At 72.7% G+C, this 14,891-nt stretch carries 16 protein-coding genes; 6 read left to right on the top strand and 10 right to left on the bottom strand.

Annotated elements, in window-relative coordinates; all coding sequences use genetic code 11:
* Nucleotide 1 precedes the first annotated feature (1 nt).
* Genes EV699_RS14750 through EV699_RS14735 form a run of 4 tightly spaced genes read left to right on the top strand, consistent with a single transcriptional unit; the run spans nucleotide 2 to nucleotide 3,203 of the window.
* Nucleotides 2-418 carry a PTS sugar transporter subunit IIA gene (locus tag EV699_RS14750; protein ID WP_132544117.1) on the top strand — a complete coding sequence of 139 codons (417 nt, stop codon included), beginning with the start codon at nucleotides 2-4 and terminating at the stop codon, nucleotides 416-418.
* Between the two features lie 11 nt (nucleotides 419-429).
* Complete coding sequence (locus EV699_RS14745) at nucleotides 430-699, top strand: HPr family phosphocarrier protein (protein ID WP_132544115.1); 270 nt, start codon at nucleotides 430-432, stop codon at nucleotides 697-699.
* A gap of 4 nt (nucleotides 700-703) precedes the next feature.
* A complete protein-coding gene (gene ptsP, locus EV699_RS14740; protein WP_132544113.1) occupies nucleotides 704-2,437 on the top strand; it encodes a phosphoenolpyruvate--protein phosphotransferase in 1,734 nt (577 codons plus the stop codon).
* Between the two features lie 4 nt (nucleotides 2,438-2,441).
* Nucleotides 2,442-3,203, top strand: coding sequence for an alpha/beta fold hydrolase (locus EV699_RS14735; RefSeq protein WP_243662689.1), 762 nt, complete (start codon nucleotides 2,442-2,444; stop codon nucleotides 3,201-3,203).
* Between the two features lie 27 nt (nucleotides 3,204-3,230).
* Here the strand turns inward: EV699_RS14735 and EV699_RS14730 are convergent, their stop codons facing one another.
* Nucleotides 3,231-5,702, bottom strand: a complete 2,472-nt coding sequence (locus EV699_RS14730) for a GGDEF/EAL domain-containing response regulator (protein ID WP_165904161.1) — start codon at nucleotides 5,700-5,702, stop codon at nucleotides 3,231-3,233.
* Between the two features lie 137 nt (nucleotides 5,703-5,839).
* Between EV699_RS14730 and EV699_RS14725 the strand changes: the two genes are divergently transcribed.
* Nucleotides 5,840-6,331, top strand: coding sequence for a CreA family protein (locus EV699_RS14725; RefSeq protein WP_132544107.1), 492 nt, complete (start codon nucleotides 5,840-5,842; stop codon nucleotides 6,329-6,331).
* On the opposite strand, the gene bioD is transcribed toward EV699_RS14725, so the two are convergent.
* From bioD to EV699_RS14695, 6 genes are all read right to left on the bottom strand, one after another.
* Nucleotides 6,328-7,008, bottom strand: coding sequence for a dethiobiotin synthase (gene bioD / locus EV699_RS14720; RefSeq protein WP_132544105.1), 681 nt, complete (start codon nucleotides 7,006-7,008; stop codon nucleotides 6,328-6,330). The genes EV699_RS14725 and bioD overlap by 4 nt on opposite strands.
* Nucleotides 7,008-7,883 carry a malonyl-ACP O-methyltransferase BioC gene (bioC, locus tag EV699_RS14715; protein ID WP_132544103.1) on the bottom strand — a complete coding sequence of 292 codons (876 nt, stop codon included), beginning with the start codon at nucleotides 7,881-7,883 and terminating at the stop codon, nucleotides 7,008-7,010. Before bioC ends, bioD begins: the two co-directional genes overlap by 1 nt.
* Before the next feature lie 65 nt (nucleotides 7,884-7,948).
* Nucleotides 7,949-8,719 carry a pimeloyl-ACP methyl ester esterase BioH gene (gene bioH, locus EV699_RS14710; protein ID WP_132544101.1) on the bottom strand — a complete coding sequence of 257 codons (771 nt, stop codon included), beginning with the start codon at nucleotides 8,717-8,719 and terminating at the stop codon, nucleotides 7,949-7,951.
* Complete coding sequence (gene bioF, locus EV699_RS14705; protein WP_132544099.1) at nucleotides 8,716-9,879, bottom strand: 8-amino-7-oxononanoate synthase; 1,164 nt, start codon at nucleotides 9,877-9,879, stop codon at nucleotides 8,716-8,718. Before bioF ends, bioH begins: the two co-directional genes overlap by 4 nt.
* A 42-nt stretch (nucleotides 9,880-9,921) precedes the next feature.
* The gene (gene bioB / locus EV699_RS14700) at nucleotides 9,922-10,965 is read right to left on the bottom strand and encodes a biotin synthase BioB (RefSeq protein ID WP_132544097.1); all 1,044 of its coding nucleotides are present in this window, start codon (nucleotides 10,963-10,965) and stop codon (nucleotides 9,922-9,924) included.
* Between the two features lie 25 nt (nucleotides 10,966-10,990).
* Nucleotides 10,991-11,386: a hypothetical protein gene (locus tag EV699_RS14695; RefSeq protein ID WP_132544095.1), complete on the bottom strand. Its 396-nt coding sequence runs from the start codon at nucleotides 11,384-11,386 to the stop codon at nucleotides 10,991-10,993.
* An 84-nt stretch (nucleotides 11,387-11,470) separates the two neighbouring features.
* Here EV699_RS14695 and EV699_RS14690 point away from each other — a divergent pair, with 84 nt between their 5' ends.
* A complete protein-coding gene (locus tag EV699_RS14690; RefSeq protein ID WP_132544093.1) occupies nucleotides 11,471-12,190 on the top strand; it encodes a ComF family protein in 720 nt (239 codons plus the stop codon).
* A 12-nt stretch (nucleotides 12,191-12,202) separates the two neighbouring features.
* Here EV699_RS14690 and ubiA read toward each other — a convergent pair whose 3' ends face one another.
* From ubiA to metA, 3 genes are all read right to left on the bottom strand, one after another.
* Nucleotides 12,203-13,072: a 4-hydroxybenzoate octaprenyltransferase gene (gene ubiA / locus EV699_RS14685; protein ID WP_132544091.1), complete on the bottom strand. Its 870-nt coding sequence runs from the start codon at nucleotides 13,070-13,072 to the stop codon at nucleotides 12,203-12,205.
* Nucleotides 13,069-13,653, bottom strand: a complete 585-nt coding sequence (locus EV699_RS14680; protein WP_207923017.1) for a chorismate--pyruvate lyase family protein — start codon at nucleotides 13,651-13,653, stop codon at nucleotides 13,069-13,071. Before EV699_RS14680 ends, ubiA begins: the two co-directional genes overlap by 4 nt.
* A 105-nt stretch (nucleotides 13,654-13,758) precedes the next feature.
* Nucleotides 13,759-14,826, bottom strand: a complete 1,068-nt coding sequence (gene metA / locus EV699_RS14675; protein ID WP_132544089.1) for a homoserine O-succinyltransferase MetA — start codon at nucleotides 14,824-14,826, stop codon at nucleotides 13,759-13,761.
* Nucleotides 14,827-14,891 lie beyond the last annotated feature (65 nt).

Below are 14,891 nucleotides of genomic sequence, written 5' to 3'. Positions count from 1 at the left end.
CATGAGCGTCGGTTTACTGTTGATCACCCACAACCGGCTCGGCGACGAGCTGCTCGGCACCGCCACCACGACCTTCGCGCACTGCCCGCTGAACGCGGCGGTGGTGCGCGTGAGCGACTCCTGCGACCCCGACGCGATGTTCGCCGAGGCCAGCCGCAAGCGCGCGGAAGTCGACAGCGGCGACGGCGTGCTGGTCCTCACCGACGTCTTCGGCTCGACGCCGAGCAACATCGCCAGCCGCCTGCTCGGCACCCCCCAGACGATCGTGGTCGCCGGCGTCAACCTGCCGATGATGATCCGCGCGCTGAACTACTGTCAGCTCAGCCTGATCGAACTGGCCCAGAAGGCCGTCAGTGGCGGCCGGGAGAACATCTTCATGTTCGGCCACGAGGCCGAAACACCCGACCATTCCGACTAGAGGCTGCAGCGTTGCTTACCCGTGAAGTCACCATCATCAACAAGCTGGGGCTGCACGCCCGGGCCGCGGCCAAGTTCGTCACCCTCGCAGCGAGCTTCGCCGCACGCATCCAGATCAAGAAGGGCGAACGCGTGGTCAACGGCAAGAGCATCATGGGCGTGATGATGCTCGCCGCGGCCAAGGGCTCGCAGTTGCAGTTGTGCGCCGAAGGTCCCGACGCCGAGACCGCCCTCGACCGGCTCGAGGAACTGGTGGCGCAGCGCTTCGGCGAGGACACCTGACCCCATGCCAGCGTGCCTGCATGGCATCGGCGTCTCCCGCGGTTGCGCGATCGGCAACACCTACCATTTGGTGCGCAACCAGCCCGAGGTGACCGAGTACGCGATCCCGCCGAAGCTCATCGACGACGAAGTCACGCGCTTCGAGGCCGCACTCGCGCAGGCACGCCAGCAGTTGCGCGACATCCGCGAACGCGTCGCACACGGCGTCCCGGCCGAGGTCACGTCGTTCATCGACGCGCACCTGCTGATGCTCGACGACCCCACCCTGGTCGACGCCCCGATCCGCACCATCCAGCTGCAGGGCTGCAACGCCGAGTGGGCGCTGAAGCTGCAGCGCGACCTCGTCGTCCAGGTGTTCGAGGAAATGGACGACCCCTACCTGCGCGCGCGCAAGGACGACGTCGACCACGTGGTACGCCGCGTCCAGGGCATCCTGCTCGCCGACGAGCCCAACGTCGACATGATGGCGAGCCGGCTCGAAGGACGGGTGATCGTCGCCGACGACCTGACCCCGGCCGACACCCTGGTGATGCAGCACCAGGGTGTCGCCGCCTTCGTCACCGAGTACGGCGGCCCGCTGTCGCACACCGCGATCCTCGCGCGCAACCTCGGCATTCCGGCGGTGGTCGGCGTGCGCCACGCGCGCCGCCTGCTCGCCGAGGACGAGCCGATCATCGTCGACGGCCAGTTCGGCGTGGTGCTCGCCGAACTCGACGACGGTGTCCTCGCCCACTACCGCCGGCGGCAGAAGGACGAGCAGCGCAGCCGCCACGAACTCGTCAAGCTCAAGCGCCAGTCCGCGGTGACGCGCGACGCCGTCAGCATCGGCCTGCACGCGAACATCGAACTCCCCGAGGACGCCCCGGCGGCCAAGGAAGTCGCCGTCGACGGCGTCGGGCTGTACCGCACCGAGTTCCTGTTCATGAACCGCCCCGACGTGCCTGATGAAGAGGAGCACCTCGCCTCCTACCTGCACGTCATCAACACCCTCGGCGAGCGACCGATCACCATCCGCACCGCCGACCTCGGCGCCGACAAGCAGGTCGACGGCGGTCGCCGCGGGCCGGTGGCGACCAACCCGGCGCTGGGCCTGCGCGGCATCCGGCTGTGCCTGAAGGACCAGGACCTGTTCCGCCCGCAACTGCGGGCGATCCTGCGCGCCTCGCACTTCGGCCAGGTGCGGATGATGATCCCGATGCTCTCCACCACGCACGAGGTGGCCCAGGTGCTGCGCCTGGTGGACGAGACCAAGCGCGAGCTGCGCGCGCGCGGCCAGGCCTTCGACGAACACCTGCCGGTCGGCGGCATGATCGAGGTCCCGGCCGCCGCGGTGTGCGCCGGCCAGTTCGCGCGCCAGCTCGACTTCTTCTCGATCGGCACCAACGACCTGATCCAGTACTCGCTGGCGATCGACCGCATCGACGACGAGGTCAACTACCTCTACGACCCCCTGCACCCCGCCGTGCTGCAGCTGATCAGCATGGTGATCCGCGCCGGGCGCAAGGCCGGCATCCCGGTCACGCTGTGCGGCGAGATGGCCGGCGATCCGCGCTACACGCGCCTGCTGCTCGGGCTCGGCCTCGCGCACTTCAGCATGCACCCCAACAGCGTGCTGGAGGTCAAGCGCATGGTGCTCGACGCCGATGCGGCCCGGCTGGCCGAGCAGGTTGACCGCATCCTGCGCACGGCGCAGCCGGAGCGGCAGGCGCAGCTGCTCGCCGACCTCACCGGCACCTGAGTCCGTGGAAACCCCGGATCGCCTGCCGCTGGCCGATGACCAGTGGCTCGCCTACCACCGCAGCCCCGGTCGCGCGCCGGGCGTGGTGTTTCTCGGCGGCTTCCACTCCGACATGGGCGGCACCAAGGCGTGCCACCTGGAAGCCCGCTGCCGCGCCGCCGGCCGGGCGTTCCTGCGCTTCGACTACCGCGGGCACGGCGCCTCGAGCGGGCGCTTCGAGGACGGCACCATCGGCCGCTGGGCGGCCGACGCGGTCGCCGTCATCGATGCGCTGACGACGGGGCCGCAGGTCCTCGTGGGGTCGTCGATGGGCGGCTGGCTGGCGCTGCTGGCGGCGCGCGCGCGCGCCGCGCGCATCGTCGGCCTGGTCGGCATCGCCGCCGCGCCCGATTTCGTCGAGGACCTGATCCAGGCCGGGCTCAGCGACGCCGAGCGCGCGCGCCTGCTGGCGGAAGGCGTGATCGAGCGGCCGTCCGCCTATGACGACGGACCGTACCGCATCACCCGCACGCTGCTCGCGGAAGGGCGCCGGCACCTGCTGCTGCGCGCACCGCTGACGCTCGGCATCCCGGTGCGGCTGCTGCACGGCATGGCCGACGCCGACGTGCCCTGGCAGACCAGCCTGCGGCTGCTCGAACGCCTTGGCGATGCCGACGTGCGCCTCACGCTGATCAAGGACGGCGACCATCGCCTGGCGCGCGAATCCGACCTCGCCCTGCTCGACGCCACGCTCGACGACCTGCTCGCCGGCCTCGCCACATCCTGAACCGCCGGGCGGGCGACGCCCGCGGCGTCACAGCGACAGGTCGTAGTGGATGAACTCGTCGGGCTGCTGCACGAAGTTGCCCTGGACGAGGTCGATCTCCGCCTGCCAGAGCAGGCCGAGCGACTGGGCGTCCTCGATGAAGGACGCGATCAGCTTGATCCCGCGCTGCTGCATCTGCCGCGCGACGTCGCGCACCCGCGCCTGGCGTTCGGGGTCGGCGCCCAGCCCCTGGGTGAGCGAGCGATCCAGCTTGACGTAGTCCACCGGCAGCTCGTCGAGCAGGCTCATGGCCTCCGGGCGACCGCCGAAGTGTTCGAGGCCGCCGAGCTGCCGGCGCTCGTGCACCGCCTCCAGCAGCGCGCGCGCGCGTCGCGGCTGCGCCAGCAGGGTGCTCTCGGTGATCTGGAACACGCAGCTTTCGGCGCGCACCTCGACCTTGGCGAGCATCTGCTGCAGCCAGTCGGGAAACGCCGGGTCGGCCACCGAGGTCGCCGACAGCTTGATGAAGAAGCCCGTGTCGGGGTTGTCGCGCTGGCGCGCATCGAGCCCGCGCAGGGCCCGGCTGACCACCCAGCGGTCGAGCAGGCGGTCGAGGCCGAGGCGCGCCGCGATCGGCATGAACTGGCCGGGCAGCAGCGTCTGCCCGCCCGGGTCGCGCATGCGCAGCAGTACCTCGAACAGCTGGCAACGTTCGGCGACGAGGTTGCTGATCGGCTGGAACACCAGGAACAGCCGCCCCTCCTTCACCGCGTCGTTGATGGTCTGCACCCAGCGCCGCTGCTCGTCGGCGTTCGAGGACTGCGCCGCCAGCAGCTGCGGCTGCAGGCGCACGCCGTTGCCGCCCTCGCGCTGCTGCGCCGAGGCGAGCTGCGCGGCGTCGCCGATCAGGCCGTGCACCGGGCCGACGTCGGCCCGGCATACGCCGATGCTCGCGGTGATCGCCGGACCGTCGCCGAGGTCGGTGACGTCGAGCCCCGCCACCGCGCTCACCAGCACCCGCGCGAACGCCTGCAGCTGCGCCAGGTCGGGCTGGTGCGTGCCGATCACCAGGCGCCCGGCATTGTCCCAGCCGACGATGTCGTGCGCCCGCAGGTGGCCGGCGACGCCCCGCGCGATGCGCAGGCGCAGCTCGTCGAGCTGTCCCGCATCGAGGCGCCGGCGCCAGTCGAGGTAGCCGTCGAGGATCACGTAGAGCAGCGCGCTCAGCACGCCGCCGGCATCGTCCGGGTGCGCGAGCCGCGCCTCCAGCGCCTCGGTGAACTGGGCGATGGTCGGCATGCCGGTGACCGGATCGATGCGGTCGGTGCGGCGCACGCGGGTGGACAGGCGCCGGTACTGCGCGGCGCGCGCGCGTACGCGTTCGAGCAGGCGCGCAGGGTCGGCCGGCTTGACCATCACGTCGACCGCCCCGGCCATGATCACCCGCGCCTGGGCCTCCGGGTCGCTCTCGCCCGACAGCAGGATGATCGGCAGGTTCATGAACGCGCGCTCGTCGTGCAGCAGGCGGGTGACCTCGCTGCCGTCGGCCTCCGGCATGTACAGGTCGACGATCAGCACGTCGGGGTTGAAGTCCTGCGCGGCTTCGAGGATCTCCATCGGGTCGGCGAGCGTGCGCACCGCGAAGCCGGCAGCACGCAGGCGGCTCGACTGCAGCTCGAGGAACACCTTGTCGTCGTCGACCATCAGCACGCGGTAGGGCTCGGGCTCGGAGGCATCGAGCAGTTCGAGCAGGCGCGCGGCGAGGTCGGCGACGCTCACCGGCTTGACGAAGTACGCCGCGCCGCCGGCGCGCAGCGCGATCAGCTTCGCCTTGCCCTCCTGGCTCGCCGACAGGAACACCACCGGGAACGGCGCCTGCCCGCTGCGGCGCAGTTCGGCGAAACGATCGGCACCGGTGAACGTGCCGGAAACGGAATCGAGATCGGCCACCAGCGCCGCCGGCGGCGCCACCGCGACCGCCTGCGCGAGCGCGGCCCAGTCGGAGAAGGACTCGGTGTCGAAGCCGTGCCCGGCGAGCTGCAGGGCCAGGAACTTGCTCTGTGCCGGATCGGTGTCGATGACGTGGATGCGCCGCAGCGCCTCGGCCACCCGGCCGACCGGCGGCGCCGCGCGCCGGGCAGCGCTACGCTCGGGCGGCGGTGCCGGCGCCACCCCGCCCGCGGCCGTGGCGAAGGCCTCGCGCACCCCGGCGATCAGGGTTTCGAGCTGCGCGCGCACCGCGTCGTCGGGCACGCGTGCGCCCTGGATGATCTCGCGCAACACGCGGTCGACCTCGGCGACGTGGTCGGCGGCCGCTGCGGCACTGCCCTGCCGGCACAGGTCGAGCAGCGCCGTCGTGAAGCAGCAGAAGTCCTTCAGCTCGGCGAGCGCGAACTCGCGGGCGTGCACGCGCGCCCAGTGCTGATCGAGCTCGCCCGCCAGTTCGGCCGACTCGGCACCGTCATCGTCATGCGACATGAGTTCCGGCATCGCCAAGGCGGGCCGGGAATCGGAATCCATGCGCTTCTCCTGAAGACACTTCAGGGCATTATAGAAAGAGGCTCCGGCCAGAAGTCGGGCCTGTGGCATTTCACATAGTGTAAAGGACTGTTACGGCGCGGCCGGCGGTCGCGCCCCGAAGGCTCCGAGGAGATCCCATGCGCCATCCGCTCCTGCTCGCCCTCCTCACCCTCGGCGGGGCCTGCAGCGCCGCGCAGGCCGAGCAGATCGGCAGCGTCGACACCGCCTTCCAGTGGCTGGGCGCCAACCACAAGATCGTCATCGAGGCCTTCGACGACCCCAAGGTCGACGGCGTCGCCTGCCACGTCTCGAAGGCGCAGACCGGCGGCATCAAGGGCAGCCTGGGCCTCGCCGAGGATACCTCCGACGCCAGCATCGCCTGCCGCCAGGTCGGCCCGATCGTCTTCCGCGAAAGCTTCAAGAACGGCGAGGAGGTGTTCACCGAACGCCGCTCGCTGCTGTTCAAGAAGCTGCGCGTGGTGCGCTTCCTCGACGAGAAGCGCAAGACCCTGGTCTACCTGGTCTACAGCGACAAGCTGGTCGAGGGCTCGCCGAAGAACTCGGTGACCGCGGTCCCGCTGATGGCGTGGCCGGGGTCGGCCGCGCTGCCGGCGACCCCGGTGCGCTAGAACCCCGCCGGCAGGCGCAGGTACGGCGCCACCCGATCGGCGTCGGCTCCGGCGAGGAAGGGCACCACGCCGAGGCAGGGCGCGGCGAGCGTCGCGCGCAGCGTGGCGAGGTTGTCGTCGAGCGCCGCCATCGCCGGGTCGACGACGCTGCCGACCCAGCCGGCGCAGCGCAGGCCGCTTGCGGCGATCGCCTCGATGCTCAGCAGCGCATGGTTGATGCAGCCGAGCCGCAGGCCGACCACCAGCACCACCGGCAGGCCGAGGCGCCGCGCGAGCGCGACGACGTCGCCGTGCGGGCCCAGCGGCACGCGCCAGCCACCCACGCCCTCGACCACCAGTCGTTCGCCGTGCGCCCCGAGCTCGGCCGCGCAGGCCTCGATGTGCGCGAAGTCGATCGTCACGCCGACCTGCGCGGCGGCGAGGTGCGGCGCGATCGGCGGCGCGAAGGCATACGGGTTGACCAGCGCGTAGGGCACGGGTGCCGCACCGGCCGCGCACAACGCCAGCGCATCGGCGTTGCGCAGGCCCGCGGGCGTGGCGTCGCAGCCGCTCGCGACCGGCTTCATGCCGAAGGCGCGCAGCCCCTGCGCCGCCAGCGCCCGCAGCAGGCCGGCGCTGACCACGGTCTTGCCGACGCCGGTGTCGGTGCCGGTGACGAAGCAGCCGTGCAGGGCCATCAGCGCCGCCGCAGCCGTGCCAGCGGGAAGGTCGCCACGCCGTCGCCGTGCGATGTCGCCAGCTCCTGCGTCGGCGTCCAGGCGTGACCGTAGACGACCTCGTAGGTCGCCGGCAGCACGCCGTCGCGGCGCTGGCGCTCGTAGGCCGCCGCCATCGCCTGCAGCCGCCGCCGGCCGGTGAGGCCCGGCGCCCGCCCGCGGCTGACGTTGTGCGCGCCGAGCACCTTCAGCTCGCGCATCAGCGTGTAGACGTCGGCGTAGGTCAGCGTGAAGCGCTCGACGTCCATCACCGGGTCGGCGAAGCGCGCCCGCAGCAGCGCATCGCCGACGTCGTGCATGTCGGTGAAGGCGTTGACGTGGTTGTAGCCGTCGGCGTGCGCCCAGGCCTCGCGCAGCTCGCGCAGCGTGTCCGGCCCGAGCGTGCTGAACAGGAACAGCCCGCCGGGGCGCAGCACGCGGCGGGCCTCCGCGAACACGCGGCCGAGGTCGCGGCACCACTGCAGCGTGAAGTTCGAGAACAGCAGGTCGCAGCTTCCCGAGGCGAGCGGCAGGCTCGCCGCATCGGCGCAGACGACGTGCAGGGTGCGCAGCCACGGCGCCCGCTTGCGCGCGCGCAGCAGCATGCCGGGGGCGAGGTCGAGCCCGAGCACGCGCGCCTTGCGGTAGCGCTCCATCAGCCCGCGCGTCACCTGCCCGGTGCCGCAGCCGATGTCGAGCACGGTCTGCGGCGTCAGCTTGATCAGGTCCAGGCGTTCGAGCAGGCGCGTGCCGACCTCGCGCTGCAGCACCGCGACCTCGTCGTAGCGCGCCGCCGCGGCGTGGAACGAGGCCGCCACCGCGCGCGGGTCGAGATCGAAGGCCTCGTCCTCACGCATGGCGGCGCTCCGGCGCGTCGGCCCGCGGCGCGGGCGGCCCCGGCGGGCGGCGGGGGGCGCGGGGCTCAGTCATGCAGGGCGCTCCGCAGCGCGGCGAGGAAGGCCTCGGGATGGGAGAAGAACGGCGCATGGCCGGCACGCTCGAACACGTGCGCGCGGGCATCGGGGGCGAGCTGCGCGAGCGCGGCGGCGGCGGCGGCCGGCACCAGCTTGTCGCGCCGCCCGGCGAGCAGGCGCACCGGCAGCGCGAGGCGCGGCCATTCGTGGCGCAGGTCGGCGGCGCCGAGGATGGCGAGGCCGTCGGCGAGCGCCGCCGGATCGGGCGCGCCGTGCTCGAAGACGATCTCGCGCAGGCGCCGCAGCTGCTCGGCGGCGTTGTCGCTGTCGAGCACCTCCAGCGCGATGAAGCGCTTCAGCGTGGCGCGGTAGTCCTGCGCGAGGTTCGCGGCGAACTGCTCGAGCGTCTCGGCCGCCATGCCGTGCGGCCAGTCGGGCCGCGCGCCGAAGCAGGCATTGGCACCGACCAGCACCAGCCGGCGCACGCGTGCCGGGTGGTCGAGCGCGATGCGCTGCGCCACCAGCCCGCCGAGCGACCAGCCGATCCAGCTCGCGTGCCGCGGTGCGTGCGCGGCCACGGTCGCCGCCAGCGTGGCGAGGTCGCCGAGGGGCAGGCCGCGCGAGCGGCCGTGGCCGGGCAGGTCGAGCACCGTCACGCGCCAGTCATCCACCAGCCCCTCGATGACGTCCTCCCACACGCCGGCGTGCATGCCCCAGCCGTGCAGCAGCACGAGGTCGGGGCCGGCGCCGTAGTGGCGCACGTACAGCGGGCCGCTCATGCGGGCACCTCGGCGGCGGCGATCGCGGCGAGTGCGTCGAGCAGGCGCGCGACCTCGGCCTCGGTGTGCGCGGCCGACAGCGTCACTCGCAGGCGCGCGCTGCCGGCGGGCACGGTCGGGGGGCGGATCGCCGCGACCAGCAGGCCGCGCTCGCGCAGCGCCGCCGACCATGCCAGCGCGCGCTCGGCGCTGCCGACCACGACCGGTTGGATCGGCGTCGCCGACGGCATCAACGTCAGCCCCAGTTGCCCGCAGCCGGCACGGAACTGCGCGATCAGCGCGCCCAGCCGCGCGCGCCGCTCGTCCTCGCGGCGCAGGATCGCGAGCGCGGCCCGCGTCGCCGCGGCGACCGCCGGCGGCGTCGCCGTGGTGAAGATGTAGGTGCGTGCCTTCTGGATCAGGTACTCGATCAGGTCCTCGCTGCCGGCGACGAAGGCGCCCGAGGTGCCGAAGGCCTTGCCCAGCGTGCCGATCAGCACCGGCACGTCGGCCACGCCGAGGCCAAAGTGCTCGGCGCTGCCGCGGCCCTCGCGGCCGAGCACGCCGAAGCCGTGGGCGTCGTCGACGACCAGCCAGGCGCCGTGCGCGCGGCAGGCGGCGGCGAGCGCGGGCAGCGGCGCGAGGTCGCCGTCCATGCTGAAGACGCCGTCGGTGACCAGCACCCGCTCGCCGCCCGCCGTGGCGAGCCTGGCGGCGGCGGCCCCGGCATCGGCGTGCGCGTAGCGCGCGAAGCGCGCCCCCGACAGCAGGCCGCCGTCGAGCAGCGAGGCGTGGTTCAGGCGATCCTGCAGCACCGTGTCACCGCGCCCGGCGAGCGCGGTGATCACGCCGAGGTTGGCCATGTAGCCGGTGGAGAACAGCAGCGCGCGCGGGCGGCCGGTGAACTCGGCGAGTTCCTCTTCGAGCGCGTGGTGCTCGGCGCTGTGCCCGCAGACGAGATGCGCCGCGCCGCCGCCGCTGCCCCAGCGCGCCGCGCCGGCGACCAGCGCCGCCTGCACGCGCGGATCGGCGGCGAGGCCGAGGTAGTCGTTGCTGCAGAAGGCGAGCAGTTCGCGCCCGTCCACGCGCAGCCGCGGCCCCTGCGGCGAGCTGACGACGCGGCGCGCACGGTAGAGGTGCTGCGCGCGCAGCGCCGCGAGTTCGGCGGCGAGATCACGCACGCGCCTGCCTCCCGTGCCCGTGGTGCCGCTGCGTGGCGCCGCTCAGGCGCCGGCGCACAGCTTGGCGGCGCCGCAGCCGCAGCCCGCGCTCGGCTCGACGTCCCCGGTTTCGGGCAGGGACCCGGTGCGCTCCAGCGCGTGGATGCCGAGCCGCGCGAACAGCGCGCGGTCGCGGTCGACCTCGGGGTTGCCGGTGGTCAGCAGCTTCTCGCCGTAGAAGATCGAGTTGGCGCCGGCGAAGTAGGCCAGCGCCTGGGTCTCGTCGCTCATGCCGGAGCGCCCGGCGGACAGGCGCACGTAGGAACGCGGCATCAGGATGCGGGCGACCGCGATGGTGCGCACGAACGCCAGCGGATCGAGCGCCTCGGTGCCGAACAGCGGCGTGCCCTCGACCTGCACCAGCAGGTTGATCGGCACGCTCTCCGGGTGCTGCGGCAGGTTGGCGAGCTCGATCAGCAGGCCGGCACGGTCGCGCACGCCCTCGCCCATGCCGACGATGCCGCCGGCGCAGACGTTGATGCCGGCCTCGCGCACGTGTTGCAGCGTGCGCAGGCGGTCCTCGTAGGTGCGCGTGGTGATGATCGAGCCGTAGAACTCGGGCGAGGTGTCGAGGTTGTGGTTGTAGTAGTCGAGCCCGGCATCCTTCAGCCGCTGCGCCTGCTCGCGCCTGAGCATGCCGAGCGTGACGCAGGTCTCCAGGCCGAGCGCCTTGACGCCCTCGACCATCGCCGCGACCTGGTCGAGATCGCGGTCCTTCGGGTTGCGCCAGGCCGCGCCCATGCAGAAGCGGCTGGCGCCGGCGGCTTTGGCGGTGCGCGCGGCGTCGAGCACCTGGGCGAGCGGCAGCAGCGCCTCGCGCTCGACGCCGGTGGCGTAGCGCGCGCTCTGCGGGCAGTAGGCGCAGTCCTCGGGGCAGGCGCCGGTCTTGATGCTGAGCAGGGTGCTGACCTGCACGGCGTTGGGATCGAAGTGCGCGCGGTGCAGCGTGTGCGCCTGGAACAGCAGGTCATTGAACGGGAGCGCGAACAGCGCCTCGACTTCGGCGTGGGTCCAGTCGTGGCGCAGGGGGGCGTGGGTGGCGGTCATCGGGCGTCCCGTTCAGGTCAGGGGTTCAGGGATGGTGGTGATCATCGACGATCGGCGTGTCCTGCCAGTCGTCCTGCTGGATGCGGCGCAGGTCGCGCACCGACAGCGGCACCAGCGCGGCGGCCGCGGCCACCCAGCCCAGCACCCACACCCAGACGTTGTCCCGCGGCGCGGCGGTGAACATCACGATCAGTGCGCCGGTGACCGCGTAGAGCCGGTAGGCCGCCTGCTGCGTGTAGTGCCCGACCTTGGGGTTGGGGTGGTGGCGGTTCATCGCGTAGACGAACATCGAGGCACCGAACCAGAAGATCAGCAGCGGGAAGGGCAGCACCATGGCCACGATGTTGCCGAGGTTCATCATCCGCGCCGCGCGGCGGGCGGATTCGGCGGTGGCGATGCGGGGGGACTGGGGTTCCGTCATGGTGGAGAGTGGCTCCGGCGCGGCCCGGCCGCATCGACCCGGCGATGGTAACGGCATCGCGTCGTCAACCGCAAGGGCAGGCACATGGTTTACAGATGGGCAGAAATTATACGAAACACCCTGCTGCCGCCGGTCTGCCTGCTCTGCGGCGCCCCCGGCAACGGCGGCCGCGACCTCTGCGAAGGCTGCGCCGCGGAGCTGCCGCGCAACCGGCACGCCTGCGCGCGCTGCGCCGAAGCGCTGCCGGCCGGCGCCGCCGGCGCGGTCTGCGGCCGCTGCCAGCGCCGGCCACCGCACTTCGACGCCGCGCTGGCGCCGCTGCGCTACGCCTACCCGGTCGACGCGCTGGTGCTGCAGCTCAAGTTCGGCCACCGCATCGCCGTCGCGCGGCTCCTCGGCGAACTGCTCGCCGACGCCCTCGACGGCCGCCCCGGCCCGCTGCCGGAGCTGCTGATCCCGATCCCGCTGCACCCGCGGCGGCTGCGCGAGCGCGGCTTCAACCAGGCCGCCGAGATCGCCCGCACGCTGGCCCGGCGCAGCGGCGTCGCGCTCGCCGAGCACGCGATGCAGCGCGCGCGGCACACCCGCGCGCAGAGCACACTGCCGTTCGCCGAGCGCGCCGCCAACGTCGCGCGTGCCTTCGTGCTGCACGAGCACGTGCGGGCGCGCCACGTCGCGCTGGTCGACGACGTCGTCACCACCGGACACACGGTGGACGCGGCCGCGCGCACGCTGCGCCTGCAGGCCGGCGTCGAGCGCATCGAGGTGTGGGCGCCGGCGCGCACGCCGCCGCCCGACGGCTGAGCGCGGCGCCGCTCAGGGCAGGGCGTCGAGCAGCAGGCCGGCGAACACCACGAGGCCGAACCAGTTGTTGTTGAGGAAGGCGCGGAAGCACGCGGCCGGCTCGCGCGCGCGGATCAGGTAGCGCTGCCAGAGCGCGAACCACAGCGCGGCGAACAGGCCGAGGTAGTAGAGCGGGCCGAGCCCGGCGCTCACGCCGACCACCACCAGCAGCGCCAGCAGCAGCAGTTGCAGGCGGGCGATGATCGCGAGGTCGCGTTCGCCGAACAGGATCGCCGTGGACTTCAGGCCGATCTTCAGGTCGTCGTCGCGGTCGGTCATCGCGTACATGGTGTCGTAGACCACGCTCCAGGCGATGTTCGCCGCCCACAGCAGCCACGCCACCACGGGCACCTCGCCGGTGAGCGCGGCGAAGGCCATCGGCACGCCCCAGCCGAAGGCCATGCCGAGCACCACCTGCGGCAGGTGGTGCAGGCGCTTCATCAACGGGTAGCACGCCGCCAGCACGACGCCGATCACCGACAGCCACACGGTCAGCGCGTTCTGCGTCAGCACCAGCAGGAAGGCGAGCGTCACCAGCGCGATGAACAGCCACAGCGCCTCGCGCACGCTCACCCGGCCGGCGGCGAGCGGGCGGCTGCGGGTGCGTGCGACGTGCGGATCGAAGCGCCGGTCGGCGATGTCGTTGGCGACGCAGCCGGCCGAGCGCATCAGCAGCACGCCGAGCACGAACACCAGCGTGGTGCCCTGCGCCGGCTGGCCGTGGCCGGCGATCCACAGTGCCCACAGCGTCGGCCACAGCAGCAGGAAGCTGCCGATGGGGCGGTCGAGGCGCATCAGCAGGGCGTACTCGGTGAGGCGGTCGTAGAGTCGTGTCGGGCTCATCGTTCGGGGACGTTGGCAAGGGCATGGGCCCGCACCGCGGGATGGGCGGGCAGGAAGAGTTCGCACACCAGCAGCGGCCGGCCACCGATATGGAAGACCGAACGCCGCGCCCACAGCGCCACGGCCGCGTCGGCGCAGGGCGCGCAGGCGTGCCGGTAGAGCGGCCGGCGCAGGTCGAGCCGCGCCACCTGCAGCGGCCCGCGCCGCACCTGGGGGTCGGCGAACAGCAGCTCGCCGAGCGGGCGGGCGCCGAGGCGGGTGAGGCTACGGCCGGCGCCGCGCAGGCTGCGCAGCGGCACCACGGTGCGCGCGAACACCCAGGGTTCGCCGCCGGCGCGCAGCAGCACCTCGCGCACCCAGGCGTAACCGCTGCGTCGGCAGCCGAGCGCGGCGGCCTCGTCGTTGAGCAGGCGCGCCCGCCCGGTGCGCAGCACCTCCACCGCGAAGGCCTGGCCGCGCTCGGCGCAGGCGGCGCGCAGCCGGCGCGTCAGCGAGCCGGTGTCGAACAGCCAGGCGGCGAGCGCCGGCGGCGGATGGCCGGGCGCGCCGTGTCCGGCCGGGCGCCAGCGGGCTTGCAGCACGAGGTGTCGGAACGGACGGTCGGGCACGGCGGCGGGCGATGGTCGGCAGGCGGCGGCAGGGGCGGCGGATTATGGCACCGCTCGCCCGCCGCCGGGCGGGCGGCCTCACAGCCCGCGCAGCGGATCGGCGGGATCGACGCCGTCCATGAACGGCAGCCGGCGGTCGGCGTGGGTGATCTGGTACATCAGCCCGAGCCAGTTGTTGAACACCGCCTTGGCGCTGTCGGCCCAGGTGTTGTCGAGCTGCGCGCGCACCTCGGCCTCGGGGAAGGGCGGCACCGGCACGCCGTGGGCGCGGTTCGCCAGCACGTGCGTGCGGTACTCGTAGAGCAGCGCCTCGGCGGCTTCGTTGAAATAGTGGTCGAGCAGCGGCGGGTAGTCCTCGCGGCTGCCGTCGATGAAGCGCATGACCTCGCGCTTGTACTCCTTCAGCAGGCTGTCGGTGTCGTACTCGGGGTGGCCCTGGAAGAACACCAGGCGGAAGCCGTCGCCGCTCACCGCCAGGTGCGGGCCGACCTCGGCGCTCTCCACCAGCGTGATCAGCCCGGCGTCGTCGAGCTGATCGCGCGAGACCTCGTTCCAGCGCGAATGCGGCACGTCGAAGCGCGTGTTGACGTTGCGCACCAGCGGGTGCGAACGCGCGACCACGCGGTGCGGGTACACGCCCCAGACCTTGTCGGGCAGGCGCCGGCGCACGATGCCGTAGCGCATGCGCAGCGTGGCGTGCGCGGCGAGGCAGGCGAACAGCGTGGTGGTGACGTGATCGCAGGCCCAGTCGACCACCTCGCGCAGCGGCTCCCAGAACGGCTCGCGGGTGAAGTCGGGGTTGGAGATGTTGGCGCCGGTGATGATCAGCGCATCGAGGCCGTCGCGCTGGATCGTCTCGAACGGCTCGTAGTAGGCGTCGATGTAGGCCCGCGCCTCGGCGCCGCGCTCGATGCCGCCGACGGTGAACGGGTGCACGTAGAACTGCGTGATGCGGTTGCACGAGCCGATCAGGCGCAGGAACTGGCGCTCGGTCGCCGCCAGCGCGGCGTCGGGCATCATGTTGAGCAGGCCGATGTGCAGGTCGCGGATGTCCTGCTGATGGGCTCGCTCCAGGCCGAGGATCTCCTCGCCCTCGTCGGCGAGGCGCATGAAGCTCGGCAGCGGAGAATGGGCGACCAATGGCATGGCGGCGCCTCCAGTCGGCGGGGCTGCGGAAAGGCTGCGCAAACTAGCACGAAAGCCGCCCGCGC

This window comes from Plasticicumulans lactativorans (assembly GCF_004341245.1).
Classification (GTDB): Bacteria; Pseudomonadota; Gammaproteobacteria; order Competibacterales; family Competibacteraceae; genus Plasticicumulans_A; species Plasticicumulans_A lactativorans.
This window is presented reverse-complemented; position numbering and strand designations above follow the sequence as displayed.